Below are 25,974 nucleotides of genomic sequence, written 5' to 3'. Positions count from 1 at the left end.
AGCATAAAAATATTAAAAAGTAGACATAATCATGAAATGATAATGTGCATCTCAAAAGTTGGACTTTTAACCTGACTTTATGGAGTGCTAATCAAGAACAATCATGATTATGTCATTTTTATTTTTTAGCTTAGTCTATATAGTCACTTGTTTTATTTGAAATTAGGTCGTGTATAAATACTCTATGAGATAGTTTCTTTAATTACGACATCACAGTCGAATATGCTAAAATATATATAAATTAGTTCTGGAGGTTAAAATTGTGAATAAATTAGTATTAATCGATGGTAATAGCTTAAGTTTTAGAGCTTTTTATGCATTACCTTTGTTATCAAACAAAGCAGGCATTCATACCAATGCAGTATATGGTTTTGCAATGTTACTAGAGAAGATTTTAAAAGAAGAAAAGCCAAATCATTTTTTAGTAGCGTTTGATGCAGGTAAAACGACTTTCAGACATGAAAAATATAGTGAATATAAAGGTGGACGCCAGAAAACGCCGCCTGAACTAAGTGAGCAATTTCCTTATATACGCCAATTATTAGATGCATATCATATTAAACGTTATGAATTAGATAACTATGAGGCAGATGATATTATCGGAACTTTAAGTAAAGAAGCAGATAAAGCGGGCTTTCAGACAATTATTATTACGGGAGACCGAGATTTAACACAACTTGCAACGGATAATGTAACCATTTATTACACTAAAAAAGGTGTTACTGATGTTGATCATTATACACCTGACTTTATTGCGGAAAAATACAACGGGTTAACACCTAATCAAATTATTGATATGAAAGGATTAATGGGAGATACTTCTGATAATATACCAGGTGTTGCAGGTGTTGGAGAGAAAACAGCAATAAAATTGCTAAACCAATTTGACACAGTAGAAGGTGTCTATGAACATTTAGATGAAATTTCAGGTAAAAAGTTAAAAGAGAAACTTCAAAATAGCAAAGAAGATGCATTAATGAGTAAAGAATTAGCAACGATTAATGTAGATAGTCCGATTGAAGTAAAACTTGAAGATACGTTAATGACTCATCAAGATGAACAACAAGAAAAAATCGAATTGTTTAAGAAGTTAGAATTCAAACAATTGTTGGCTGACATTGATCAATCAGCAAGCGTTGAAGATGCAATAGAAAAGACAATTGAAATTGAAACGTCTTTTGATAATGTTGATTTTACTTCATTGAAAGAAGCGGCCATCCATTTCGAATTAGACGGTGGTAACTATTTGCGAAATAATATTTTAAAATTCTCTTTATTTACAGGTGAGAAACATATTGTAATTAATGCGGATGACATAAATAATTATGCCGAACTAGTTTCATGGTTAGAAAATCCGAATACGAAAAAAGTCGTATATGATGCTAAAAAAACATATGTAGCATCACATAGATTGGGAATTGATATTCAAAATATTTCTTTCGATATTATGTTGGCCAGTTATATAATTGATCCATCTCGTACGATTAGTGATGTTCAATCAGTTGTTTCATTGTACGGTCAAAGTTTTGTGAAAGACGATGTGAGTATATATGGAAAAGGTAAGAAATTTAAGGTACCTGAAGATGATGTTTTAAATCCATATGTTGCTTCTATTACTGATGCAATTTACTTTGCGAAACCAAATATGGATAAACAATTAGAAGAATACAATCAGGTAGAACTCTTAGCTGATTTAGAGCTACCGCTAGCTAAGATTTTAAGTGAAATGGAAGAAATTGGTATATTTACAGATGTTCATGATTTAGAAGAAATGGAAAAAGAAATTCAAGAAAAATTAGACGTCTTGATTCGAAATATCCATGATGCAGCTGGTGAAGATTTTAATATAAATTCTCCTAAGCAATTAGGTGTTGTATTGTTTGAGACATTACAATTACCTGTTATTAAAAAGACGAAAACAGGATATTCTACTGCTGTAGATGTCTTAGAGCAATTGCAAGGTGAACATCCTATCATTGATTATATTTTAGAATATCGTCAATTATCTAAGTTACAGTCTACTTATGTTGAAGGATTGCAAAAGGTAATTAGTGATGATCAACGTATCCATACACGTTTTAACCAAACTTTAGCGCAAACTGGACGTTTATCAAGTGTAGATCCTAATTTACAAAATATTCCGGTTAGACTTGAAGAAGGGCGTAAAATAAGAAAAGCCTTTAAACCAACTTCAAAAGATAGCGTTATATTATCAGCAGATTATTCTCAAATTGAATTGCGTGTATTAGCACACATTACACAAGATGAGAGTATGAAAGAAGCATTTATCAACGGCGATGATATTCATACAGCAACTGCTATGAAAGTATTTGGTGTAGAAGCTGATCAAGTCGATAGTTTAATGCGTCGTCAAGCAAAAGCGGTTAACTTTGGAATTGTTTATGGGATAAGTGATTATGGTTTAAGTCAAAGTTTAGGTATTACTCGTAAAAAAGCAAAAGCATTCATTGATGATTATTTAGCTAGTTTCCCAGGTGTAAAACAATATATGTCTGATATTGTAAAAGATGCCAAAGCTTTAGGTTATGTGGAAACATTGCTACATCGTCGACGCTATATTCCTGATATTACGAGTCGTAACTTTAATTTACGCGGCTTTGCTGAACGTACTGCTATGAATACGCCAATACAAGGCAGTGCTGCAGATATCATTAAACTGGCAATGGTTAAATTTGCACAAAAAATGAAAGAGACAACATATCAAGCTAAACTATTATTACAAGTACACGATGAATTAATTTTTGAAGTACCTAAGTCAGAAGTAGATTCATTTAGTGAATTTGTAGAAGAGATAATGGAAAATGCATTGCAATTAGATGTTCCATTAAAAGTAGACTCAAGTTATGGTGCAACTTGGTATGATGCAAAATAAAGTGAGGTTAATGGTATGCCCGAATTACCAGAAGTAGAACATGTAAAAAGAGGAATTGAACCCTACGTTATAAATCAAAAAATTGAACACGTTAAATTTTCGGATAAAGTAATTGAAGGTAAAGCTCAAGGCAAGGAAACAATTATAAAAGGAATTGAATTAGATACTTTTAAAACTTTATCGGAAGGCTATACCATTACAAATGTAGAACGAAGAAGTAAATATATCGTTTTTCAGCTAGATAATAAACGAGAACAACGTACATTAATTAGTCATTTAGGTATGGCGGGTGGTTTTTTCATTGTAGATGAACTTGAAGATATTATGATACCTAATTATCGTAAGCATTGGCATGTTATTTTTGAGTTGTCAAATGACAAAAAGTTAATTTATTCAGATATACGGCGTTTTGGAGAAATTAGAAATGTTGCGTCTGTAGCATCTTACCCTTCATTTTTAGAAATAGCGCCTGAACCTTTTTCAAATGAAGCATTGACGTATTATTTAAATCGAATTCATCAACAGTCTAATAAGAATAAACCAATCAAACAAGTGATTTTGGATCATAAAGTAATCGCAGGTTGTGGAAATATTTACGCATGTGAAGCGTTGTTTCGTGCAGGTGTTTTACCAGATAAAAAAGTAAAAGACTTAACACACCAACAACAAGAAATGGTTTTTTATTATGTTAGAGAAGTACTAGAAGAAGGTATTAAATATGGCGGTACAAGTATTTCAGATTATCGTCATGCTGATGGAAAAACTGGTGAGATGCAATTGCATCTTAATGTATATAAGCAGCCGGTATGCAAAGTGTGTGGAAGTCAAATTGAAACAAAAATCATCGCGACAAGAAATAGTCATTATTGTCCAGTATGTCAAAAATAAAGAAAGAGTGAAATTATGCCGAAAGTTATTGGTCTAACAGGTGGAATCGCCTCAGGAAAATCAACAGTATCAGAACTCTTATCCGTATTCGGTTTTAAAGTAGTAGATGCTGATAAAGCAGCCAGGGAAGCTGTTAAAAAGGGGAGTAAAGGTTTAGCTCAAGTACGAGAAGTCTTTGGTGATGAAGCAATTGATGAAAATGGCGAGATGAATCGTCGTTATATGGGTGATTTAGTGTTTAACCATCCAGAAAAACGCTTAGAATTAAATGCTATCATACATCCTATCGTGCGAGATATTATGGAAGAAGAAAAGCAAGAATATTTAAAACAAGGATATAATGTAATCATGGATATTCCATTATTATTTGAAAATGAATTGGAAAATACAGTAGACGAAGTGTGGGTTGTATACACTTCTGAAAGTATACAAATGGATCGTTTAATGCAACGTAATAATTTGTCATTAGAAGATGCGAAAGCTCGTGTCTATAGCCAAATTTCTATTGATAAAAAAAGCCGAATGGCCGATCATGTTATCGATAATTTAGGGGATAAACTTGAATTAAAACAAAACCTTGAGAGATTGTTAGAAGAAGAAGGTTATATTGAAAAGCCGAATTACGGAGAAGAAGATTAATATTACACTATAAATAAGTCATTACTTTACGTACGGGTTGATGTATGTAAGTAATGACTATTTTTTATAAAAAAGATAAATAAATCGACGGAAAACGCTTTCAAATTTCATATAATATGCTATACTAATTCCATAAAGTATAACACATAAAAATCAAGGGGTGCTTTTAATGTCAACGAATATTGCAATTAATGGTATGGGTAGAATTGGAAGAATGGTATTACGTATTGCATTACAAAATAAAAATTTAAATGTAGTAGCGATTAATGCTAGTTATCCACCCGAAACAATTGCACATTTAATCAATTACGATACAACACATGGAAAATATCATCTAAAAGTAGAACCAATTGAAAACGGATTGCAAGTTGGTGATCATAAAATTAAATTGGTTGCTGATCGCAATCCTGAAAACTTGCCATGGAAAGAATTAGATATCGATATTGCTATAGATGCAACTGGTAAATTTAATCATGGTGATAAAGCCATCGCACATATTAAAGCAGGTGCCAAAAAAGTATTGTTAACTGGTCCTTCAAAAGGTGGACATGTTCAAATGGTAGTTAAAGGCGTAAATGATGACCAATTAGATATAGAAGCATTTGACATTTTTAGTAATGCTTCATGTACTACTAATTGCATTGGTCCAGTTGCAAAAGTTTTAAATAATCAGTTTGGAATAGTTAATGGTTTAATGACTACTGTTCACGCTATTACAAATGACCAAAAAAATATTGATAATCCACATAAAGATTTAAGACGTGCACGCTCATGTAATGAAAGCATTATTCCTACTTCTACTGGTGCGGCGAAAGCTTTAAAAGAAGTATTGCCAGAATTAGAAGGTAAATTACACGGCATGGCATTACGTGTACCAACAAAGAATGTATCGCTCGTTGATTTAGTTGTTGATTTAGAAAAAGAAGTAACGGCAGAAGAAGTAAACCAAGCTTTTGAAAATGCTGGTTTAGAAGGTATCATAGAAGTCGAACATCAACCACTAGTGTCTGTTGATTTCAATACTAATCCACATTCAGCTATTATTGATGCAAAATCAACAATGGTCATGTCAGGGAATAAAGTAAAAGTTATTGCTTGGTATGATAATGAATGGGGTTATTCAAATAGAGTTGTAGATGTTGCTGAGCAAATTGGAGCACTTTTGACATCAAAAGAAACTGTAAGTGCAAGTTAATACAATTATTTAATAGCCTGACTCTGACTTCGGAGTTAGGTTTTTTATTTTTAATACAATAATATTGTCATGCATATTACTTAATAAGTAACGATATAATGTTTTTTATTGTTTCATTATTTGGTTAAATGAATTAAATTGAGGGATTCTTTTTTCATCTCTAGATTTATAGTATAATTAGGCATAATCAAAATAAAGAGGGTGATGTAATGAAATGCCCGAAATGTAATTCTACACAATCTAAAGTTGTAGATTCAAGGCATGCCGATGAATTAAATGCCATTCGAAGACGAAGAGAATGTGAAAATTGTGGAACACGTTTCACTACATTTGAACATATCGAAGTTAGTCAGCTTATAGTTGTGAAAAAAGATGGCACAAGAGAGCAGTTTTCAAGAGAAAAGATACTTAATGGACTTGTGCGTTCTTGTGAGAAACGACCAGTTAGATATCAACAACTTGAAGACATAACTAACAAGGTTGAATGGCAATTACGAGATGAAGGTCATACGGAAGTGTCTTCACGAGATATAGGTGAACACGTTATGAACTTGTTAATGCATGTTGATCAAGTTTCATATGTTAGATTTGCATCAGTCTATAAAGAATTTAAAGATGTTGATCAATTGTTAGCATCGATGCAAGGGATTTTAAGCGAAAACAAACGGAGTGATGCTTAAATGGGACGACAAGCCTTCGAATTCGGCTTAAGACCAAAGGATCAATTCAAAGTTATGCAACACTTTGATTTAAATACGAATCATTTAGAGGTATTGAATCGACTGTATACACCGCTAATTGGAACACAAGCAGTGGGTTTATACCATTTTATGACACAATTCGTTAAAGAAAGTCATAATGAAACATTGATTCTTTCTCATTATATTTTTATGAATGAACTTAAAATTAATTTACTAGAGTTTAGACAACAAATGGACTTACTTGAAGCGATTGGATTGTTAAAGGCGTTTGTCAAACATGATGAACAAGAAACACAATTTGTTTACCAATTAATTCAACCGCCTTCAGCACATTTATTTTTTAATGATCCAATGTTGTCAATCTTTTTATATAGTGAAGTCGAGCATCGTCGATTTCATGAGTTGAAGAAATACTTTGAGTATCAACAAATTGATTTGAGTGAATTTAAACAGGTAACAAGACAATTTACTGATGTTTTTAAAGTGCCGTCTACAAAAATAGATATCGATACAAGTGATATTCCGATTAATGAACCGTACCAAGGTATCGATTTATCAAATGAATCTTTTGACTTTGAAATGTTGAGACAAATGTTAGGTAAACATTTTATTAGTCAAGACATTGTTACCAAAGATGCAAAGCGTTTAATTACACAACTCGCGACTTTATATGGTTTAACAGCAGATGGCATGAAGCATGTTATTTTAAATTCAATTACAAGTGGACAACAGTTATCCTTTGAAGAAATGCGTAAACAAGCACGCTCGTATTACTTAATGGAACACGAAAATCAAATGCCTAAATTACAGGTGAAATCTCCTGTTACATCATCTTCGACGGGCAAATCTTCAGAAGTGAATCCAAAGCCACAAAGTGATGAATGGTTTGAGTTACTTGAACAAACGAGTCCAATTGATATGTTAGCTTCTTGGTCTGAATCAGAACCAACTATATCGCAAAAGACAATGGTTGAAGAATTAATTGAACGTGAAAAAATGTCTTTTGGCGTCATTAATATTTTGTTGCAATTTGTCATGTTAAAAGAAGATATGAAACTTCCTAAAGCGTATATTTTGGAAATAGCATCAAATTGGAAGAAAAAAGGTATTAAGACAGCTAAAGAAGCATATAATTACGCTAAAAAAGTTAATCAACCTAAAAATGAGGGTTCTAGCGGAAATTACCAAAAGCGTGGTTCATACTATGGGCAGCGTAATCGTATTTCAAAAGAAAAAACACCTAAATGGTTAGAAAATAGAGATAAACCTAGTGAAGAAGATTCGGCTAAAGATAATAGCGTAGATGATCAACAATTAGAGCAAGATCGACAAGCATTTCTAGATAAATTATCTAAAAAATGGGAGGAGGACAGTCAATAATGAAGCAATTTAAAAGTATAATTAACACGTCGCAGGACTTTGAAAAAAGAATAGAAAAGATAAAAAAAGAAGTAATCAATGACCCAGATGTTAAGCAATTTTTGGAAGCGCATCGAGCTGAATTAACGAATGCTATGATTGATGAAGACTTAAATGTGTTACAAGAGTATAAAGATCAACAAAAACATTATGACGGTCATAAATTTGCTGATTGTCCAAATTTCGTAAAGGGGCATGTGCCTGAGTTATATGTTGATAATAACCGAATTAAAATACGCTATTTACAATGCCCATGTAAAATCAAGTACGACGAAGAACGCTTTGAAGCTGAGCTAATTACATCTCATCATATGCAACGAGATACTTTAAATGCCAAATTGAAAGATATTTATATGAATCATCGAGACCGTCTTGATGTAGCTATGGCAGCAGATGATATTTGTACAGCAATAACTAATGGGGAACAAGTGAAAGGCCTTTACCTTTATGGTCCATTTGGGACAGGTAAATCTTTTATTCTAGGTGCAATTGCGAATCAGCTCAAATCTAAGAAGGTACGTTCGACAATTATTTATTTACCGGAATTTATTAGAACATTAAAAGGTGGCTTTAAAGATGGTTCTTTTGAAAAGAAATTACATCGCGTAAGAGAAGCAAACATTTTAATGCTTGATGATATTGGGGCTGAAGAAGTGACTCCATGGGTGAGAGATGAGGTAATTGGACCTTTGCTACATTATCGAATGGTTCATGAATTACCAACATTCTTTAGTTCTAATTTTGACTATAGTGAATTGGAACATCATTTAGCGATGACTCGTGATGGTGAAGAGAAGACTAAAGCAGCACGTATTATTGAACGTGTCAAATCTTTGTCAACACCATACTTTTTATCAGGAGAAAATTTCAGAAACAATTGAATTTTAAAATGATTGGTGTATAATGAATACAAATCTAAATCGTTTAAATGATTGAAGACAAGATGATCTAATCAATATTACACAGAAAGCCATTGTTTGATGAGAATATGGTTAATAAATTAGGTGATTACTACTTCATTTATGGTATTTGTAATGAATACCCGGATCAAGACCGTTATCTTAAGCAGAGATATTTAATACATAAATTGTATTAAATAACTAGGGTGGTACCACGACGATCTCGTCCCTTGTATAGGGGCGGGATTTTTTGTTTTTTTCAGACAAAAATGTTCGTTGGTTTCATAAATTCCCTGTTTATTGTTAATAGGTTTAATGTTAAAACGATGATTGTTGTTCAATTTTTTAACGAGGTCAGATAAAAGTATTTATAAAGCAAATAGGAGGGTTTAACATGGAACAAATTAATATTCAATTTCCAGATGGTAATAAAAAGGCGTTTGATAAAGGTACTACTACTGAAGATATAGCACAATCAATTAGTCCTGGATTACGTAAAAAAGCTGTTGCCGGCAAATTTAACGGGCAACTTGTAGATTTAACTAAACCGCTTGAAACTGATGGATCAATTGAAATTGTGACACCAGGTAGTGAAGAAGCGTTAGAGGTATTACGTCATTCTACTGCACATTTAATGGCACACGCGATTAAAAGGTTATATGGTAATGTTAAATTTGGTGTAGGTCCTGTAATAGAAGGTGGATTCTACTATGACTTCGACATTGACCAAAACATCTCATCTGATGACTTTGAACAAATTGAAAAAACAATGAAACAAATCGTTAACGAAAATATGAAAATCGAACGAAAAGTGGTTTCACGAGATGAAGCGAAAGAGTTATTCAGCAATGATGAATACAAATTAGAATTAATCGACGCGATTCCTGAAGATGAAAATGTAACATTATATAGTCAAGGTGATTTTACTGATTTATGTCGTGGCGTTCACGTTCCATCAACAGCTAAAATTAAAGAGTTTAAACTATTATCTACAGCAGGTGCATACTGGCGTGGAGATAGTAACAACAAAATGTTACAACGTATATACGGTACTGCTTTCTTTGATAAAAAAGAATTAAAAGCACATTTACAAATGTTAGAAGAGCGTAAAGAACGTGATCATCGTAAAATTGGTAAAGAGTTAGAACTATTCACAAATAGCCAATTAGTTGGTGCTGGTTTGCCATTATGGTTACCTAACGGTGCAACAATTAGACGTGAAATTGAACGTTACATTGTTGATAAAGAAGTTAGCATGGGATATGACCACGTTTATACACCAGTACTTGCTAATGTTGATTTATACAAAACATCTGGTCACTGGGATCACTATCAAGAAGATATGTTCCCACCAATGCAGTTAGATGAAACAGAATCTATGGTATTACGTCCAATGAACTGTCCACATCATATGATGATTTATGCGAATAAACCACATTCATATCGTGAATTACCTATCCGTATCGCTGAGCTAGGAACGATGCATAGATATGAAGCAAGTGGTGCTGTATCAGGATTACAACGTGTTCGTGGTATGACTTTAAATGATTCACATATCTTTGTTCGACCTGATCAAATTAAAGAAGAATTCAAACGCGTTGTAAACATGATTATTGATGTGTATAAAGACTTTGGTTTCGAGGATTATAGCTTTAGATTAAGTTATAGAGACCCTGAAGATAAAGAAAAGTACTTTGATGATGATGATATGTGGAATAAAGCTGAAAATATGCTTAAAGAGGCAGCGGATGAGCTTGGCTTATCGTACGAAGAAGCGATTGGTGAAGCGGCATTCTATGGTCCGAAACTAGATGTTCAAGTTAAAACAGCGATGGGTAAAGAAGAGACATTATCAACAGCACAACTTGATTTCTTATTACCAGAACGTTTTGATTTAACTTATATTGGTCAAGATGGTGAACATCATCGTCCAGTTGTTATTCATCGTGGTGTTGTATCAACAATGGAACGATTTGTAGCATTTTTAACTGAAGAAACTAAAGGTGCATTCCCAACTTGGTTAGCGCCAAAACAAGTTCAAATCATTCCAGTTAACGTTGATTTACATTATGATTATGCGCGCCAATTACAAGATGAATTGAAATCTCAAGGCGTTCGTGTAAGTATTGATGACCGTAATGAAAAAATGGGTTATAAAATTAGAGAAGCTCAAATGCAAAAAATACCTTATCAAATCGTAGTTGGGGATAAGGAAGTTGAAAATAATCAAGTGAATGTGCGTCAATATGGATCGCAAGACCAAGAAACAGTTGAAAAAGATGAATTTATCTGGAATCTAGTTGATGAAATTCGTTTAAAAAAACATAGATAGACAGTTGTCGCAATAAAATGCTTTGAAATTTTTATTGCGTATCAAGTTTCACAGGGTTGATTATGCGTGATGAATCCTGTATATTACAAGTTAGTTAAAATATTAAATTGAGTTAGAGGTTGCATGTTTAATTAGTAACTTGTCAGAAGTATTTATGGTACATAAGTTGAACAAGTGAAAGGTAAAGATGCCGAAATAGATATAAACCATAAATTATATCTATTGGGACAGTTTTCGAATAGGAACTGTACTGTCACAGAATGTGATGTGCTACCTTATATAGATAATTGCCAAAGTGGTTGCATATCTTAAAGGTATGTAGCCACTTTTTTACTTTTAATATCACTATGTTCTGTAAAAAAGGGTATGAAAGTGAATAAAGGTTATTTATTTCTTGGCCTCTAAAACATGGAAAGGGAGCTTATATGTCAAAAGTTCAAAATGAAAGTAACAATGTTGTCAAAAGGGGACTTAAAGATCGTCATATTTCTATGATTGCGATTGGGGGTTGTATTGGTACAGGTTTATTTGTAACTTCTGGTGGAGCAATTCATGATGCAGGTGCTTTGGGTGCATTAATAGGATACGCAATTATCGGAATAATGGTATTTTTCTTAATGACGTCACTTGGCGAAATGGCTACGTATTTGCCAGTATCAGGTTCATTTAGTACATATGCTACAAGATTTGTTGATCCATCTTTAGGATTTGCGCTTGGCTGGAACTATTGGTTTAACTGGGTAGTAACTGTAGCAGCAGATATTACGATTGCAGCACAAGTCATTCAATATTGGACACCATTGCAAGGCATACCCGCTTGGGCATGGAGTGCGTTGTTCTTAGTTATAATTTTTAGTCTGAATTCGTTATCAGTTCGCGTCTATGGTGAAAGTGAATACTGGTTGGCATTGATAAAAGTGGTTACAGTTATTGTTTTCATTGCAATTGGTTTATTAACGATTGTCGGAATCATGGGTGGTCATGTTGTAGGATTCGAAATATTTAATAAAGGTGAAGGTCCTATTCTTGGTGGCAATCTAGGCGGAAGTTTGTTATCAATTCTAGGTGTATTCTTAATCGCTGGTTTCTCATTCCAAGGTACTGAGTTAATTGGTATTACGGCTGGTGAATCAGAAAATCCTGAACGTGCTGTGCCGAAAGCAATTAAACAAGTATTCTGGAGAATTTTATTATTTTACATTTTAGCCATTTTTGTTATCGGTATGTTAATTCCTTATGATAGTAGTGCATTAATGGGTGGTAGTGATAATGTAGCAACGTCTCCATTCACATTAGTGTTTAAAAATGCTGGATTTGCGTTTGCAGCATCATTTATGAATGCAGTCATTTTAACGTCTGTGTTATCAGCAGGTAACTCAGGTATGTATGCTTCAACTCGAATGCTATATTCAATGAGTAAAGATAAATTAGCGTTTGAAGCATTTGGTAAAACAAATAAAAACGGTGTGCCATATATGTCGTTACTCGTTACAGCAATCATTGTAGTGATTATTTTCGTATTACAAAGCCTTACAAAAGGTGCATACGAATATATCGTTGCAGCAAGTGGTTTAACTGGTTTTATTGCTTGGGTAGGTATAGCAGTAAGTCATTATCGATTTAGAAGAGCATTTGATAAACAAAATTATGACAAATCTAAATTAAAATATACTGCTAAATTATTCCCATTCGGACCATTATTTGCTGGCTTTTTATGTATTGTAGTAATTATTGGTCAAGATGTTGACTTTATTAAAACAGGAGATTTTAATTTTAGTCGCTTCTTAATTACGTATATGGGAATTCCAGTATTTTTAGCATTCTTTATTTATCATAAGCTTCGATATAAAACGAAAAAAATTCCATTAGAACAAGTAGATTTACGTCAAGACGTGTCAATGGATGAAATAAAAGGTTAAAATAAAAATAATTACAGTTATAGTGTTGACTTAAATGTGAATTGTTGATATGATTAACAACGTTGAATACGAAACGAACCAAGTAGAAGCACCCGCTTCTCACCTGTAGCGACGCATAAAGCAGTTGGCAGGTTAATCACATTACACATATCTGTGTATAAGGAAGAGCGGGTATTTTATACCTGCTCTTCCTTTTTGCTTGGTGCAAATTTCGTAAAAATTTTGGAGGTGTCAACCATAGCAAAAGATCAAACTCAAATCAATGACAAAATTCGTGCAAAAGAATTACGTTTAATCGGTCAAGATGGTGAACAAATTGGTGTTAAATCAAAGCGAGAAGCTTTAGAAATGGCTGAACGTGTAGATTTAGACTTAGTGGTCGTTGCACCGAATGCGAAACCACCAGTTGCAAGAATTATGGATTACGGTAAATTCAAATTCGAACAACAGAAAAAAGAAAAAGAAATGAAAAAGAAACAAAAAATTATCAATGTTAAAGAAATTCGTTTAAGTCCAACAATTGAGGAACATGATTTCCAAACTAAGTTGAAAAACGGACGTAAATTCTTAACTAAAGGCGATAAATGTAAAGTATCTATTCGTTTCAGAGGGCGTGCCATTACGCATAAGGAAATTGGTCAACGTGTGCTAGAAAAATATGCAGATGAATGCAAAGATATAGCAACAGTTGAACAAAAACCTAAAATGGACGGGCGTCAAATGTTTATCATGTTAGCGCCAACAGCTGAAAAATAATTAAAGCTATTACAGGAGGACTTATATTATGCCAAAAATGAAAACTCACCGCGGAGCAGCTAAACGTGTTAAAAGAACTGCTTCAGGTCAATTAAAACGTTCAAGAGCTTTCACATCTCACTTATTCGCAAACAAGAGCACTAAACAAAAACGTCAATTACGTAAAGCTAGATTAGTGTCTAAGAGCGACATGAAACGTGTAAAACAATTATTAGCATACAAAAAATAAGAACAAATACAGAAATCGGTAGGAATTACCTAAGGAGGAATTTTTTATGCCACGAGTTAAAGGTGGAACAGTAACAAGAGCGCGTCGTAAAAAAACGATTAAATTAGCTAAAGGTTACTTCGGTTCAAAACATACATTATACAAAGTAGCTAAGCAACAAGTAATGAAATCAGGTCAATACGCTTTCCGTGACCGTCGTCAACGTAAACGTGACTTCCGTAAATTATGGATTACACGTATCAACGCAGCAGCTCGTCAACATGAAATGAGCTACTCACGTTTAATGAACGGTTTGAAAAAAGCTGGTATCGACATTAACCGTAAAATGTTATCAGAAATTGCAATTTCTGATGAAAAAGCATTTGCTCAATTAGTAACTAAAGCTAAAGATGCTTTAAAATAATAACACTTATAAAAAAGAGATGGCATTGTCATCTCTTTTTTATTTTTTAAATAGCAAAATGCCACATTTAATCGCTAAAATATGACATATTTGCTAAAATGCATTTAAGAGAACAAACATTAAAGTGAGGAGTTTTATACGATGTCTAAATTTGATGAACAAATCATTGTAGTACCTAGAGAAATTATTTTTAATAATGAAAAGAATACTTTTAATGGGTTTTTAAATAAGAATAAACCAGAAGGTCAAAATATTTTTGATGCGCTAAGTCAATATGAAGTTAAGCGACGCGGCGATATGGAAGAGGATCCATCATATAAACAACTCATTTCTTATTGTTTACTTGAAAATGAGCATGGCGAGATATTAGTGTATGAACGATTATCTGGCGGTGGAGAAGCTCGATTGCATGGACAATCTTCAATAGGTGTAGGCGGTCATATGAATGATGTTCCAGGAGCAGAATCTATTAACGAAGTATTGAGAGTTAATGCTCAGAGAGAATTAGAAGAAGAAGTAGGTTTAAGTGAGCAAGATTCACAAAATATGGAGTATATCGGTTTTATTAATGACGATAATAATGAAGTGGGCAAGGTACATATTGGTGTTGTATTTAAAATCACTGTAAGTACGAATGATGTAGAAGCTAAAGAAACAGATACTTTACGAATAAAATGGGTTGAAAAAGGCAACATAGAGTCATATGATGATTTCGAAACGTGGAGCGCATTAATCCTTCAAGATTTATAATCAAACGAGGTGACATATATGTCAGATATTATTCAGTTTCCTAACTCTTCGATAAAGTTATATAAAGATATAAAACGTGCTGAACAAGACCAAAACTATGACCTGATGTATGAATATATTGTGCAATATGAACGTCAATTTGAACTCACTGAAGAAATAGCAATGATGAAATGCCGTATGTTATATGAGACGGGGTCATTTCTTGAATTAAGAGAAGAAACAATTGTCTTATTGAAAACTGGCATACAACAATATGATGCATTGATGATTTATTACGTGAAAAGTTTGATTGGTTTGGGACAATATTTTGAAGCGGTAGAAGTAATTCATCAAATTATTGATGAAGTCAAAGATCACAAAACAAGAATGGCATTACATCCTCTTAAAGAATTTGCTAAGTCAAAATTAATTGAAGATGAAAAACGATTGACTCAGTCATTAACTGATTTTGATACGTTATCAATGAGGGAACAGACGCACTTGATTTTGAAGTTAATAGACATTGGTCATTTTCAATTTCAAGAAACGGTATTATATATATTAAAATCTAATACGTACAGTTATAACCTAATTAGTTTAATGATTGAGTATTTAAGGTTTGCAAATTGTACACAAGAACTGACAATTGAAAAGTATGGTATGGATGTAACTTTTGTACCAGCTAATTTAAATGGGCTAGAACATACAACGCTGAAAGAAAAAGTTATACCTAACGTTATGGAAACATTAAATGATGGTGCTTTACATATCGCTGAAGAAGCACACCATATTATGAATAATCACTCTATCATGATTTATCCAATTGATATTGAAACTTTGTTTGAAACGAATAAATGGATTAATGCATACGAATGTTATTTCAAAAATATGTTAGGACTTAAATGTGAATTACAAAGTATCGATGCATTTAATTTTATTCAGCAATTAGATTTGAATAATAATAGTTAAATTGTTGCAAAATAATACTCAGCATTTTAATATAGTTTTGACGAAAAAAGTTGATTTACAAATATATAAACGTTGTGATTTCAATGTTTGTATAGGGAATAGACCTATGATATAATAGGGAAGTTGAAAAAATAAATTAGTTAATCATGGAGGTATATATACATGACAGCAACTTGGGAAAAAAAGGAAGGTAACGAAGGTTTATTAACTGTTACTGTTCCTGCAGAAAAAGTAAACAAAGCGTTAGATCAAGCATTCAAAAAAGTGGTTAAACAAATTAACGTACCTGGATTCCGTAAAGGTAAAGTACCACGTCCAATTTTCGAACAACGCTTTGGTGTAGAAGCATTATATCAAGATGCTATCGACATTTTATTACCAGATGCTTATGGTGAAGCAATTGACGAAACTGATATTAAACCAGTTGCACAACCAGAAGTAAGTGTTACTCAAATTGAAAAAGGTAAAGATTTTATTTTTGAAGCAACAGTTACAGTTGAGCCAGAAGTTAAATTAGGAGACTATAAAGGTCTTGAAATTGAAAAACAAGAAACTGAATTATCTGATGATGAGTTACAAGAAGCGATTGACCACAGCTTAGGACATTTAGCTGAAATGGTAGTTAAAGAAGATGGTGTTGTTGAAAATGGCGACACAGTTAACATCGACTTTAGTGGTTCAGTTGACGGAGAAGAATTCGAAGGTGGACAAGCTGAAGGTTACGATTTAGAAATCGGTTCAGGTTCATTCATTCCTGGTTTCGAAGAGCAATTAGAAGGTATGAAAGTTGACGAAGAAAAAGATGTTGTCGTAACATTCCCAGAAGAATACCATGCTGAAGAATTAGCTGGTAAAGAAGCAACTTTTAAAACAAAAGTTAACGAAATTAAATTTAAAGAAGTTCCAGAATTAACAGATGAAATTGCTAATGAATTAGATGCGGAAGCAAATACAGTAGACGAGTATAAAGAAAACTTACGTAAACGTTTAGCTGAACAAAAAGCTACAGATGCTGAAAATGTTGAAAAAGAAGAAGCGATTACAAAAGCTACTGATAATACAACAATCGATATTCCTGAAGCAATGGTTAATACTGAATTAGATCGTATGGTGTCTGAATTTGCACAAAGAATTCAACAACAAGGTTTAGATTTACAAACGTACTTCCAAATCTCAGGTCAAGATGAATCTCAATTAAGAGAGCAAATGAAAGACGATGCAGAACAACGTGTTAAAACTAACTTAACTTTAACTGCGATCGCTGAAGCTGAAAAAATCGAAGCTACTGATGAAGATATCGATAAAGAATTAGAAAAAATGAGTAAACAATTTAATATCTCAGTTGAAGATATCAAAAATACTTTAGGTAATACTGATATCATTAAAAATGATGTTCGTATCCAAAAAGTTATCGATTTATTAAGAGATAACGCAAAGTTCGTTGAAGGAACTAAAGAAGATTAATCTTCATTAAATATTAAATTACAAAAATGAGTAGCAGATGCATAGCTTATGTATCTGCTACTATTCTTTAAGCAAAAAGTTTGTATGTTAATATGTTGCATTGTAATATCCAATCTAGTATAGTCTTTAACGAATAGGGGTGTAAAAAGAATGTTTAAATTCAATGAAGATGAAGAAAATTTGAAATGCTCTTTCTGCGGAAAAGACCAAGATCAAGTAAAAAAACTTGTAGCAGGAAGTGGTGTATATATTTGTAATGAGTGTATTGAATTATGCTCAGAAATCGTCGAAGAAGAATTAGCTCAAAATACTTCTGAAGCGATTACAGAATTACCTACTCCTAAAGAAATTATGGATCATTTAAACGAATATGTTATTGGTCAAGAAAAAGCTAAAAAATCTTTAGCTGTGGCTGTTTATAACCACTATAAGCGTATTCAACAATTAGGACCAAAAGAAGATGATGTTGAGTTACAAAAAAGTAACATTGCCTTAATTGGGCCAACAGGTAGTGGTAAAACATTATTAGCTCAAACCTTAGCCAAGACGTTGAATGTACCATTTGCAATTGCAGATGCGACAAGTTTAACTGAAGCTGGCTATGTAGGCGATGATGTTGAAAATATCTTGTTGAGATTAATTCAAGCAGCTGACTTTGACATTGATAAAGCCGAAAAAGGTATTATTTATGTAGATGAAATTGATAAAATTGCACGTAAATCTGAAAACACATCTATAACACGTGACGTTTCAGGTGAAGGTGTTCAACAAGCATTGCTTAAAATCTTAGAAGGCACAACTGCGAGTGTTCCGCCACAAGGTGGACGCAAACATCCAAACCAAGAAATGATTCAAATTGATACAACAAATATCTTATTTATTCTTGGTGGTGCCTTTGATGGTATTGAAGAAGTGATTAAGCGCCGTCTTGGTGAAAAAGTTATTGGTTTCTCAAGCAATGAAGCTGATAAATATGACGAACAAGCATTATTAGCACAAATTCGCCCAGAAGATTTGCAAGCCTATGGTTTGATTCCTGAATTTATCGGACGTGTGCCAATTGTAGCTAATTTAGAAACATTAGATGTAACTGCGTTGAAAAACATCTTAACGCAACCTAAAAATGCACTTGTGAAACAATATACTAAAATGCTGGAATTAGATGATGTGGATTTAGAGTTCACTGAAGAAGCTTTATCAGCAATTAGTGAAAAAGCAATTGAAAGAAAAACAGGTGCGCGTGGTTTACGTTCAATCATAGAAGAATCGTTAATCGATATTATGTTTGATGTGCCTTCTAACGAAAATGTAACGAAGGTAGTTATTACAGCACAAACAATTAATGAAGAAACTGAACCAGAACTATACGACGCAGAAGGTAATTTAATTAATAATAGTAAAACATCAGCTTAATCATTGATGTGTTATAAAAGTGAAAAGCTCCAATCAAAGTTGACGCTCAAATAGTTTAACTTTGATCGGAGCTTTTTTATAATGTATACCGAAAGGTTCAAATATTATATAATGGTAGAGTTGAAAGAGAATATAAAAAAGTGAGGATATAAAATGAAAGTTAATCCTAATAATATAGAATTAATCATTAGTGCAGTAAAAGAAGAACAATATCCAGAAACAGAATTGTCTGAAGTTGCACTGAGCGGTCGATCTAATGTAGGTAAGTCTACATTTATCAATAGTATGATTGGCAGAAAAAATATGGCACGTACATCACAGCAACCCGGCAAAACGCAAACGTTAAATTTTTATAATATAGATGAACAACTTATTTTTGTGGATGTTCCAGGGTATGGATATGCTAAAGTAAGTAAAACACAACGTGAAAAATTTGGGAAAATGATTGAGGAATATATAACTAAGAGAGAGAATTTGCAATTAGTTATTCAATTAGTTGATTTAAGACATGATCCAACACAAGATGATATCTTAATGTACAATTATTTGAAGCATTTTGATATTCCTACTTTAGTTATATGCACTAAAGAAGACAAAATTCCAAAAGGTAAAGTTCAAAAGCATATTAAAAATATTAAGACACAATTAGATATGGACCCAGACGATACAATTGTAAGTTATTCATCAATTAAAAATAATAAACAACAACAAATATGGAATTTAATTGAACCGTATATTTCATAGTTTTTGTACGACAAAACTTATACAAAAATTTTAAAAATAATGTAAGCACGAAACTTTTAATTAGTACACAATTGATAACATTTTTCAACGTTCATCATTTTGTCAAAAACTCAAAAGTAAATTAGAAAGATTATAATTTATTTAAGCATCGTACTTAATTGGATTTTAAATTATGTTATAATATTTGTATTGTTAGTATATATGGGGGCGTTTCAAATGCATTTTATTGCAATTAGTATAAATCATCGCACAGCTGATGTTGCACTAAGAGAGCAAGTTGCTTTTAGAGATGATGCCTTACGAATTGCCCATGAAGATTTATATGAAACTAAATCTATTTTAGAAAATGTCATATTATCAACATGTAATCGAACTGAAGTATATGCTGTTGTTGATCAAATTCACACAGGTCGTTACTATATTCAACGATTTCTAGCTCGTGCATTTGGATTTGAAGTAGATGATATTAAAGCAATGTCAGAAGTAAAAGTGGGGGACGAAGCAGTAGAACATTTATTGCGTGTCACTTCTGGTTTAGATTCAATCGTACTTGGAGAAACTCAAATTTTAGGTCAAATAAGAGATGCATTTTTCTTAGCGCAAAGCACAGGTACGACAGGAACAATTTTTAATCATCTATTTAAACAGGCAATTACTTTTGCAAAAAGAGCACATAATGAAACAGATATAGCTGATAATGCTGTAAGTGTGTCTTATGCTGCGGTCGAGTTGGCGAAAAAAGTATTTGGCAAATTGAAAAGTAAGCAAGCTATCATTATTGGTGCAGGGGAAATGAGTGAATTATCACTATTAAATCTTCTTGGTTCTGGAATTACTGATATTACAGTAGTAAATAGAACAATTGAAAATGCTATGAAATTAGCAGCAAAGCATCAAGTGAAATATGATGAACTATCATCATTACCAAATTTACTTGAAAGTGCAGATATTGTGATTAGTTCAACGAGTGCACAATCTTATATCATTACAAATGAAATGATAGAAAGAATTGCAGAAAATAGAAAGCAAGATTCACTAGTATTGATTGATATTGCAGTTCCTCGAGATATTGAACCTGGTATTAGTGCCATCACAAACATCTTTAATTATGATGTTGATGACTTAAAAGGTTTAGTTGATGCAAACTTACGTGAGCGACAATTAGCGGCTGCAACAATTTCGGAACAAATTCCTGCAGAAATACATGCACACAATGAGTGGATTAGTATGTTGGGTGTTGTTCCAGTGATTAGAGCTTTACGTGAAAAAGCTATGACAATTCAAGCAGAAACGATGGACAGTATTGATCGTAAATTGCCAGGGTTAAGCGAAAGAGAACGTAAAATTATATCAAAACATACAAAAAGTATCATCAATCAAATGTTGAAAGATCCTATTAAACAGGCCAAAGAATTAAGTAGTGATAAGAAAAGTAATGAAAAATTAGAGCTATTTCAAAATATATTTGATATCGAAGCTGAATGTCCTCATGAGCAAGCGAAGCAACAAAAAGAAAGCAAGGTCAAGGAAATTTCAGCACGACGTATCTTTAGTTTTGAATAAGCATATTAATATGGTGATAATATGCAAGAAAACCTGTTTATTCGATTCAATGAAATTATATTATTAATATACTTAATCAGTATCATTTGCTATTTTTATGATTTTGTCCAAAAAAGTCATAAGATTAGAAGTTTAGGCATATATTTATTGGGGATTGTTTGGGTTTTACAAACAATCTCTTTATCTATTTTTATTATACAAACTAGACATATTCCATTAGGGTCTATTTCAGATGTATTCTATACTTTAAGTTGGCTGATTATTTCAATCTCTTTAATTCTTAACCTTATCAAAGTTTTGAATTTCTCAGTGTTTTTCTTGAATTTAATAGGGCTAACACTTTTAGGGATGAATACATTTCAACCGACACATTATACTAATAAGGTTCAGAAAATTGCTGTTGTAGACGAGTTACTGTTAGTCCATATCGGTCTAGCTGTGTTAAGTTATGTCTTCTTTGCCTTAGCTTTTGTCAATGCATTACTGTATATCATGCAATACCGTAATTTGAAGGAAAAGCGTTTTGATCAAAAATACTTTAGAATAGGTAGCGTTGCTACACTTGAATCAATTGTGTTTTACTCAACGTTAAGTGGGTGGATAATTCTCATATTTAGTATTATTTTAGGTACACAGTGGGGTGTAATTTCAGTTGGTGAACGTATATTCATTGACCCGAAGGTAATACTCTCTTCAATTATTACAGTATTATATGGAAGTTATATTTTACTTAGAATCAACAAATGGTTGAATTCAAGATATTTAATATACTATAACATTATTTTATTTTGCTTAAATATGATTAATTTATTTTTTGCAACACATTTTGTGAATTGAGAAAATAATCTAGAGCAATCCGTTCCTAGGAGGAATTGAACATGCGTAAATTAGTCGTTGGCTCCAGAAGAAGTAAATTAGCTTTAACACAAAGCCAGCAATTTATTGATAAATTAAAAGCTGTCGAGCCAAATCTAGAAATTGAAATTAAAGAAATTGTCACGAAAGGCGATCGTATAGTAGATAAACAATTGTCTAAAGTCGGAGGCAAAGGCTTATTTGTTAAAGAAATACAACATGAACTTTTTGAAAAAAATATCGATATGGCAATACACTCACTTAAAGACGTACCAAGTGTAATTCCGGAAGGTTTAACATTAGGTTGTATCCCTGATAGAGAATTACCTTTTGATGCGTATATTTCTAAAACACATACACCACTATCCCAATTGCCAGAAGGCAGTATTATTGGTACTAGTTCATTACGTCGTGGTGCACAAATATTATCTAAGTATCCTAATTTAGAGATTAAATGGATTAGAGGTAATATAGATACACGATTAGAAAAGTTACAAACTGAAGATTATGATGCGATTATTTTAGCTGCAGCTGGTTTAAGAAGAATGGGCTGGTCAGATGATATTGTAACATCTTATCTTGATAGAGATACATTGTTACCTGCAATCGGACAAGGTGCTTTAGGGATAGAATGTCGTAGTGACGATGAAGAACTATTAACATTATTAAGCAAAGTACATAATGATGAAGTTGCAAAATGTGTGACTGCTGAACGAACGTTTTTAGCAGAAATGGATGGTAGTTGTCAGGTGCCAATTGCAGGATATGCTACAATCTCAGATCAAAAAGAAATCGAATTTACAGGTTTAATTATGACCCCAGATGGTAAAGAACGATTTGAATATACAATGAACGGAACAGATCCGGTTGAGTTAGGCAAAACAGTGAGTAACAAATTAAAAGAGCAAGGTGCTTATGAAATTATAAAACGCTTAAATGAACAACATTAAATAATGGAGTGACGTTTAAATATGAAGCCAGTTGTAGTTATGACACAAACAAATGACATGCAAAGTGATTTAGTATCAATTATTCACAAACCCTTTATTGATATAAAGCCACTAAATTTTGATATTCATTTGTTAAATCAACGCTATGACTGGCTTGTTTTTTCATCTAAAAATGCTGTGAAATTCTTTTATAAATATCTAAAAGGAATTAATGTTGATAACATTGCTGTGATAGGAAGTAAGACAGCGCAATATTGTGAATCACTTGGCATTCGAGTTGATTTTATGCCAAACGACTTTTCTCAAGAAGGATTTTTAAAATCATTTAATCAAACTAACCAAAAAATACTTTTGCCTTCGAGTGAATTGGCGAGACCATTGTTATTAGCAGCGTTATCTAAAAATAATGAAGTTGTTAAAATAGATTTATATACTTCAGTGCCTAACAAACAAAATATACAAGATGTTAAAGAAATGATAGAACATCAACAAATCGATGCATTAACATTTTCAAGTTCGTCGGCAGTACGTTATTATTTTAATGAAGGATTTGTACCAAAATTCAAGTCGTATTTTGCTATTGGAGAACAAACAGCACGGACCATTAAATCATATCAACAACCAGTAACAATTGCAGAAATTCAAACACTCGAATCACTAATTGAAAAGATTTTAGAAAGTAGGGGCTAAAAATGAAATTTGATAGACATAGAAGATTGAGATCATCAGCGACAATGAGAGATATGGTTAGAGAGAATCATGTAAGAAAAGAAGATTTAATATATCCAATTTTTGTAGTTGAAAAAGACGATGTGAAAAAAGAAATTAAGTCATTGCCAGGTGTATACCAAATCAGTTTGAATTTACTTGAAAGTGAATTAAAAGAAGCTTATGACTTAGGCATACGTGCCATTATGTTTTTCGGTGTTCCAAACTCAAAAGATGATATAGGTACTGGTGCATACATTCACGATGGTGTTATTCAACAGGCGACACGTATTGCTAAAAAAATGTATGATGACTTATTAATTGTTGCAGACACTTGTTTATGTGAATATACTGATCATGGTCATTGTGGTGTGATTGATGACCATACACATGACGTTGACAATGATAAATCATTGCCACTACTTGTTAAAACAGCAATTTCTCAAGTGGAAGCTGGTGCTGATATTATTGCGCCAAGTAATATGATGGATGGTTTTGTTGCTGAAATTCGTCGTGGATTAGATGAAGCCGGCTATTACAATATTCCTATAATGAGTTATGGTGTCAAGTATGCATCAAGTTTCTTTGGACCTTTTAGAGATGCAGCAGATTCAGCGCCATCATTTGGGGATAGAAAAACGTATCAGATGGACCCTGCTAACCGTTTGGAAGCACTTCGTGAATTAGAAAGTGATTTAAAAGAAGGGTGCGACATGATGATTGTTAAACCTGCTCTAAGTTATTTAGACATAGTTCGAGATGTTAAAAATCATACGAATGTTCCAGTTGTTGCATATAATGTGAGTGGAGAATATAGTATGACTAAAGCGGCGGCACAAAATGGTTGGATAGATGAAGAACGTGTCGTTATGGAACAAATGGTTTCAATGAAACGTGCAGGTGCTGATATGATTATTACGTATTTTGCAAAGGACATTTGTCGCTATTTAGATAAATAAGGTTTTATATGTATGATTTTCCATAAACTATAGGAGGAATTTACTTTATGAGATATACGAAATCAGAAGAAGCAATGAAGGTTGCTGAAACTTTAATGCCTGGTGGTGTAAATAGTCCAGTACGCGCATTTAAATCAGTAGATACACCAGCAATTTTTATGGATCACGGTAAAGGTTCAAAAATTTATGATATCGATGGTAACGAGTATATCGACTATGTACTAAGTTGGGGACCACTTATTTTAGGACATAGAGACCCTCAAGTTATTAGTCATTTACATGAAGCAATTGATAAAGGTACAAGTTTTGGTGCATCAACATTACTTGAAAATAAATTGGCGCAGCTCGTTATTGACCGAGTACCTTCAATAGAAAAAGTGCGTATGGTGTCATCTGGTACAGAAGCTACATTGGATACTTTAAGATTAGCACGTGGTTATACTGGCAGAAATAAAATTGTGAAATTTGAAGGTTGCTATCATGGTCATAGTGATTCGTTATTAATCAAAGCTGGTTCTGGGGTGGCAACATTAGGATTGCCGGATTCTCCTGGTGTGCCTGAAGGTATTGCTAAAAATACAATTACAGTTCCATACAATGATTTAGATGCACTTAAAATCGCTTTCGAAAAATTTGGAGACGATATTGCTGGGGTAATCGTAGAACCTGTTGCTGGTAATATGGGTGTCGTACCGCCGATTGAAGGTTTTTTACAGGGATTAAGAGATATTACGACTGAATACGGAGCATTGCTAATTTTCGATGAAGTAATGACTGGTTTCAGAGTCGGTTATCATTGTGCACAAGGTCACTTTGGTGTGACACCAGATTTAACTTGCTTAGGAAAAGTTATCGGTGGAGGACTACCTGTAGGTGCTTTTGGTGGTAAAAAAGAAATCATGGATCATATAGCACCATTAGGAAATATTTATCAAGCGGGTACGTTATCAGGAAATCCTCTTGCAATGACAAGTGGTTATGAAACGTTAAGCCAATTAACGCCAGAGACATATGAGTATTTTAATATGTTAGGCGATATACTTGAAGACGGTTTAAAGCGTGTATTTGCTAAACACAATGTACCAATAACTGTAAATAGAGCAGGTTCAATGATTGGTTATTTCTTAAATGAAGGACCTGTAACTAATTTTGAACAAGCGAATAAAAGTGATTTGAAATTATTTGCAGAAATGTATCGAGAAATGGCAAAAGAAGGTGTGTTTTTACCACCATCTCAATTTGAAGGTACATTCTTATCTACGGCACACACGAAAGAAGATATTGAAAAAACGATTCAAGCATTTGATACGGCTTTAAGTCGTATTGTAAAATAAATATACGGACAAA

The 25,974-nt window shown here is 32.9% G+C and carries 25 protein-coding genes, 1 riboswitch and 1 other annotated feature; all 25 genes read left to right on the top strand.

Translation table 11 applies throughout. The annotated features are described in order from the left end of the window. Window positions 1–262 precede the first annotated feature (262 nt). The 25 genes from polA to hemL all read left to right on the top strand — a co-directional run bounded on the left by polA (window position 263) and on the right by hemL (window position 25,961). Window positions 263–2,893 carry a DNA polymerase I gene (polA, locus tag IDG65_RS03315; RefSeq protein ID WP_001038316.1) on the top strand — a complete coding sequence of 877 codons (2,631 nt, stop codon included), beginning with the start codon at window positions 263–265 and terminating at the stop codon, window positions 2,891–2,893. 15 nt (window positions 2,894–2,908) lie between these two features. Next, complete coding sequence (gene mutM / locus IDG65_RS03310) at window positions 2,909–3,781, top strand: bifunctional DNA-formamidopyrimidine glycosylase/DNA-(apurinic or apyrimidinic site) lyase (protein ID WP_001114467.1); 873 nt, start codon at window positions 2,909–2,911, stop codon at window positions 3,779–3,781. 15 nt (window positions 3,782–3,796) lie between these two features. After that, window positions 3,797–4,420: a dephospho-CoA kinase gene (gene coaE / locus IDG65_RS03305; protein WP_001127167.1), complete on the top strand. Its 624-nt coding sequence runs from the start codon at window positions 3,797–3,799 to the stop codon at window positions 4,418–4,420. A 169-nt stretch (window positions 4,421–4,589) separates the two neighbouring features. Beyond that, window positions 4,590–5,615 (top strand): type I glyceraldehyde-3-phosphate dehydrogenase, encoded by a 1,026-nt coding sequence (gene gap, locus IDG65_RS03300; RefSeq protein ID WP_052997595.1) that lies wholly within the window; start codon window positions 4,590–4,592, stop codon window positions 5,613–5,615. 209 nt (window positions 5,616–5,824) lie between these two features. Further along, window positions 5,825–6,295, top strand: a complete 471-nt coding sequence (nrdR, locus tag IDG65_RS03295) for a transcriptional regulator NrdR (RefSeq protein ID WP_000650082.1) — start codon at window positions 5,825–5,827, stop codon at window positions 6,293–6,295. Then, window positions 6,296–7,696: a replicative helicase loading/DNA remodeling protein DnaB gene (locus tag IDG65_RS03290; protein ID WP_000533496.1), complete on the top strand. Its 1,401-nt coding sequence runs from the start codon at window positions 6,296–6,298 to the stop codon at window positions 7,694–7,696. Beyond that, entirely contained in the window at window positions 7,696–8,616 is a 921-nt protein-coding gene (dnaI, locus tag IDG65_RS03285) for a primosomal protein DnaI (RefSeq protein WP_000808621.1), read from the top strand. Before IDG65_RS03290 ends, dnaI begins: the two co-directional genes overlap by 1 nt. A gap of 92 nt (window positions 8,617–8,708) precedes the next feature. Further along, complete coding sequence (locus IDG65_RS03280; protein ID WP_031789488.1) at window positions 8,709–8,831, top strand: hypothetical protein; 123 nt, start codon at window positions 8,709–8,711, stop codon at window positions 8,829–8,831. 197 nt (window positions 8,832–9,028) lie between these two features. Further along, entirely contained in the window at window positions 9,029–10,966 is a 1,938-nt protein-coding gene (gene thrS, locus IDG65_RS03275) for a threonine--tRNA ligase (protein ID WP_000435132.1), read from the top strand. 105 nt (window positions 10,967–11,071) lie between these two features. After that, window positions 11,072–11,247, top strand: a riboswitch (Lysine riboswitch). Window positions 11,248–11,391: 144 nt separating this feature from the next. Next, complete coding sequence (locus tag IDG65_RS03270) at window positions 11,392–12,885, top strand: amino acid permease (protein ID WP_000049154.1); 1,494 nt, start codon at window positions 11,392–11,394, stop codon at window positions 12,883–12,885. A 74-nt stretch (window positions 12,886–12,959) separates the two neighbouring features. After that, window positions 12,960–13,085, top strand: a sequence feature (ribosomal protein L20 leader region). A gap of 28 nt (window positions 13,086–13,113) precedes the next feature. Further along, on the top strand, window positions 13,114–13,641 hold the full coding sequence (infC, locus tag IDG65_RS03265; protein ID WP_001791162.1) for a translation initiation factor IF-3: 528 nt from the start codon (window positions 13,114–13,116) through the stop codon (window positions 13,639–13,641). A gap of 28 nt (window positions 13,642–13,669) precedes the next feature. After that, window positions 13,670–13,870 (top strand): 50S ribosomal protein L35, encoded by a 201-nt coding sequence (rpmI, locus tag IDG65_RS03260; protein ID WP_001125540.1) that lies wholly within the window; start codon window positions 13,670–13,672, stop codon window positions 13,868–13,870. A gap of 46 nt (window positions 13,871–13,916) precedes the next feature. Next, on the top strand, window positions 13,917–14,273 hold the full coding sequence (rplT, locus tag IDG65_RS03255) for a 50S ribosomal protein L20 (protein WP_001138360.1): 357 nt from the start codon (window positions 13,917–13,919) through the stop codon (window positions 14,271–14,273). 141 nt (window positions 14,274–14,414) lie between these two features. Then, window positions 14,415–15,023, top strand: coding sequence for an NUDIX domain-containing protein (locus tag IDG65_RS03250; protein WP_000032657.1), 609 nt, complete (start codon window positions 14,415–14,417; stop codon window positions 15,021–15,023). 18 nt (window positions 15,024–15,041) lie between these two features. Further along, a complete protein-coding gene (locus tag IDG65_RS03245) occupies window positions 15,042–15,971 on the top strand; it encodes a hypothetical protein (RefSeq protein WP_001280010.1) in 930 nt (309 codons plus the stop codon). 4 nt (window positions 15,972–15,975) lie between these two features. Further along, window positions 15,976–16,086: a hypothetical protein gene (locus IDG65_RS03240; RefSeq protein WP_001790560.1), complete on the top strand. Its 111-nt coding sequence runs from the start codon at window positions 15,976–15,978 to the stop codon at window positions 16,084–16,086. 47 nt (window positions 16,087–16,133) lie between these two features. Then, on the top strand, window positions 16,134–17,435 hold the full coding sequence (tig, locus tag IDG65_RS03235) for a trigger factor (protein WP_000127572.1): 1,302 nt from the start codon (window positions 16,134–16,136) through the stop codon (window positions 17,433–17,435). Window positions 17,436–17,585: 150 nt separating this feature from the next. After that, window positions 17,586–18,848, top strand: coding sequence for an ATP-dependent Clp protease ATP-binding subunit ClpX (clpX, locus tag IDG65_RS03230; protein ID WP_000472293.1), 1,263 nt, complete (start codon window positions 17,586–17,588; stop codon window positions 18,846–18,848). A 153-nt stretch (window positions 18,849–19,001) separates the two neighbouring features. Next, entirely contained in the window at window positions 19,002–19,592 is a 591-nt protein-coding gene (yihA, locus tag IDG65_RS03225; RefSeq protein WP_000867695.1) for a ribosome biogenesis GTP-binding protein YihA/YsxC, read from the top strand. Between the two features lie 216 nt (window positions 19,593–19,808). Next, complete coding sequence (hemA, locus tag IDG65_RS03220; RefSeq protein WP_000545453.1) at window positions 19,809–21,155, top strand: glutamyl-tRNA reductase; 1,347 nt, start codon at window positions 19,809–19,811, stop codon at window positions 21,153–21,155. Between the two features lie 21 nt (window positions 21,156–21,176). Beyond that, a complete protein-coding gene (gene ccsA, locus IDG65_RS03215; RefSeq protein ID WP_001157329.1) occupies window positions 21,177–21,992 on the top strand; it encodes a cytochrome c biogenesis protein in 816 nt (271 codons plus the stop codon). Window positions 21,993–22,033: 41 nt separating this feature from the next. Next, a complete protein-coding gene (hemC, locus tag IDG65_RS03210; RefSeq protein WP_001230226.1) occupies window positions 22,034–22,960 on the top strand; it encodes a hydroxymethylbilane synthase in 927 nt (308 codons plus the stop codon). Window positions 22,961–22,981: 21 nt separating this feature from the next. Continuing rightward, the gene (locus tag IDG65_RS03205; RefSeq protein ID WP_000805956.1) at window positions 22,982–23,650 is read left to right on the top strand and encodes a uroporphyrinogen-III synthase; all 669 of its coding nucleotides are present in this window, start codon (window positions 22,982–22,984) and stop codon (window positions 23,648–23,650) included. Window positions 23,651–23,652: 2 nt separating this feature from the next. After that, entirely contained in the window at window positions 23,653–24,627 is a 975-nt protein-coding gene (gene hemB, locus IDG65_RS03200; protein WP_000667126.1) for a porphobilinogen synthase, read from the top strand. Between the two features lie 47 nt (window positions 24,628–24,674). After that, window positions 24,675–25,961, top strand: coding sequence for a glutamate-1-semialdehyde 2,1-aminomutase (gene hemL / locus IDG65_RS03195; RefSeq protein WP_001270861.1), 1,287 nt, complete (start codon window positions 24,675–24,677; stop codon window positions 25,959–25,961). Window positions 25,962–25,974 lie beyond the last annotated feature (13 nt).

Origin of the sequence: Staphylococcus sp. EG-SA-17 (assembly GCF_017151845.1) — a bacterium.
GTDB lineage: Bacteria > Bacillota > Bacilli > Staphylococcales > Staphylococcaceae > Staphylococcus > Staphylococcus aureus.
The sequence above is the reverse complement of the archived record's forward strand: the minus strand, read 5'-3'. Positions and strand labels throughout refer to the sequence as shown.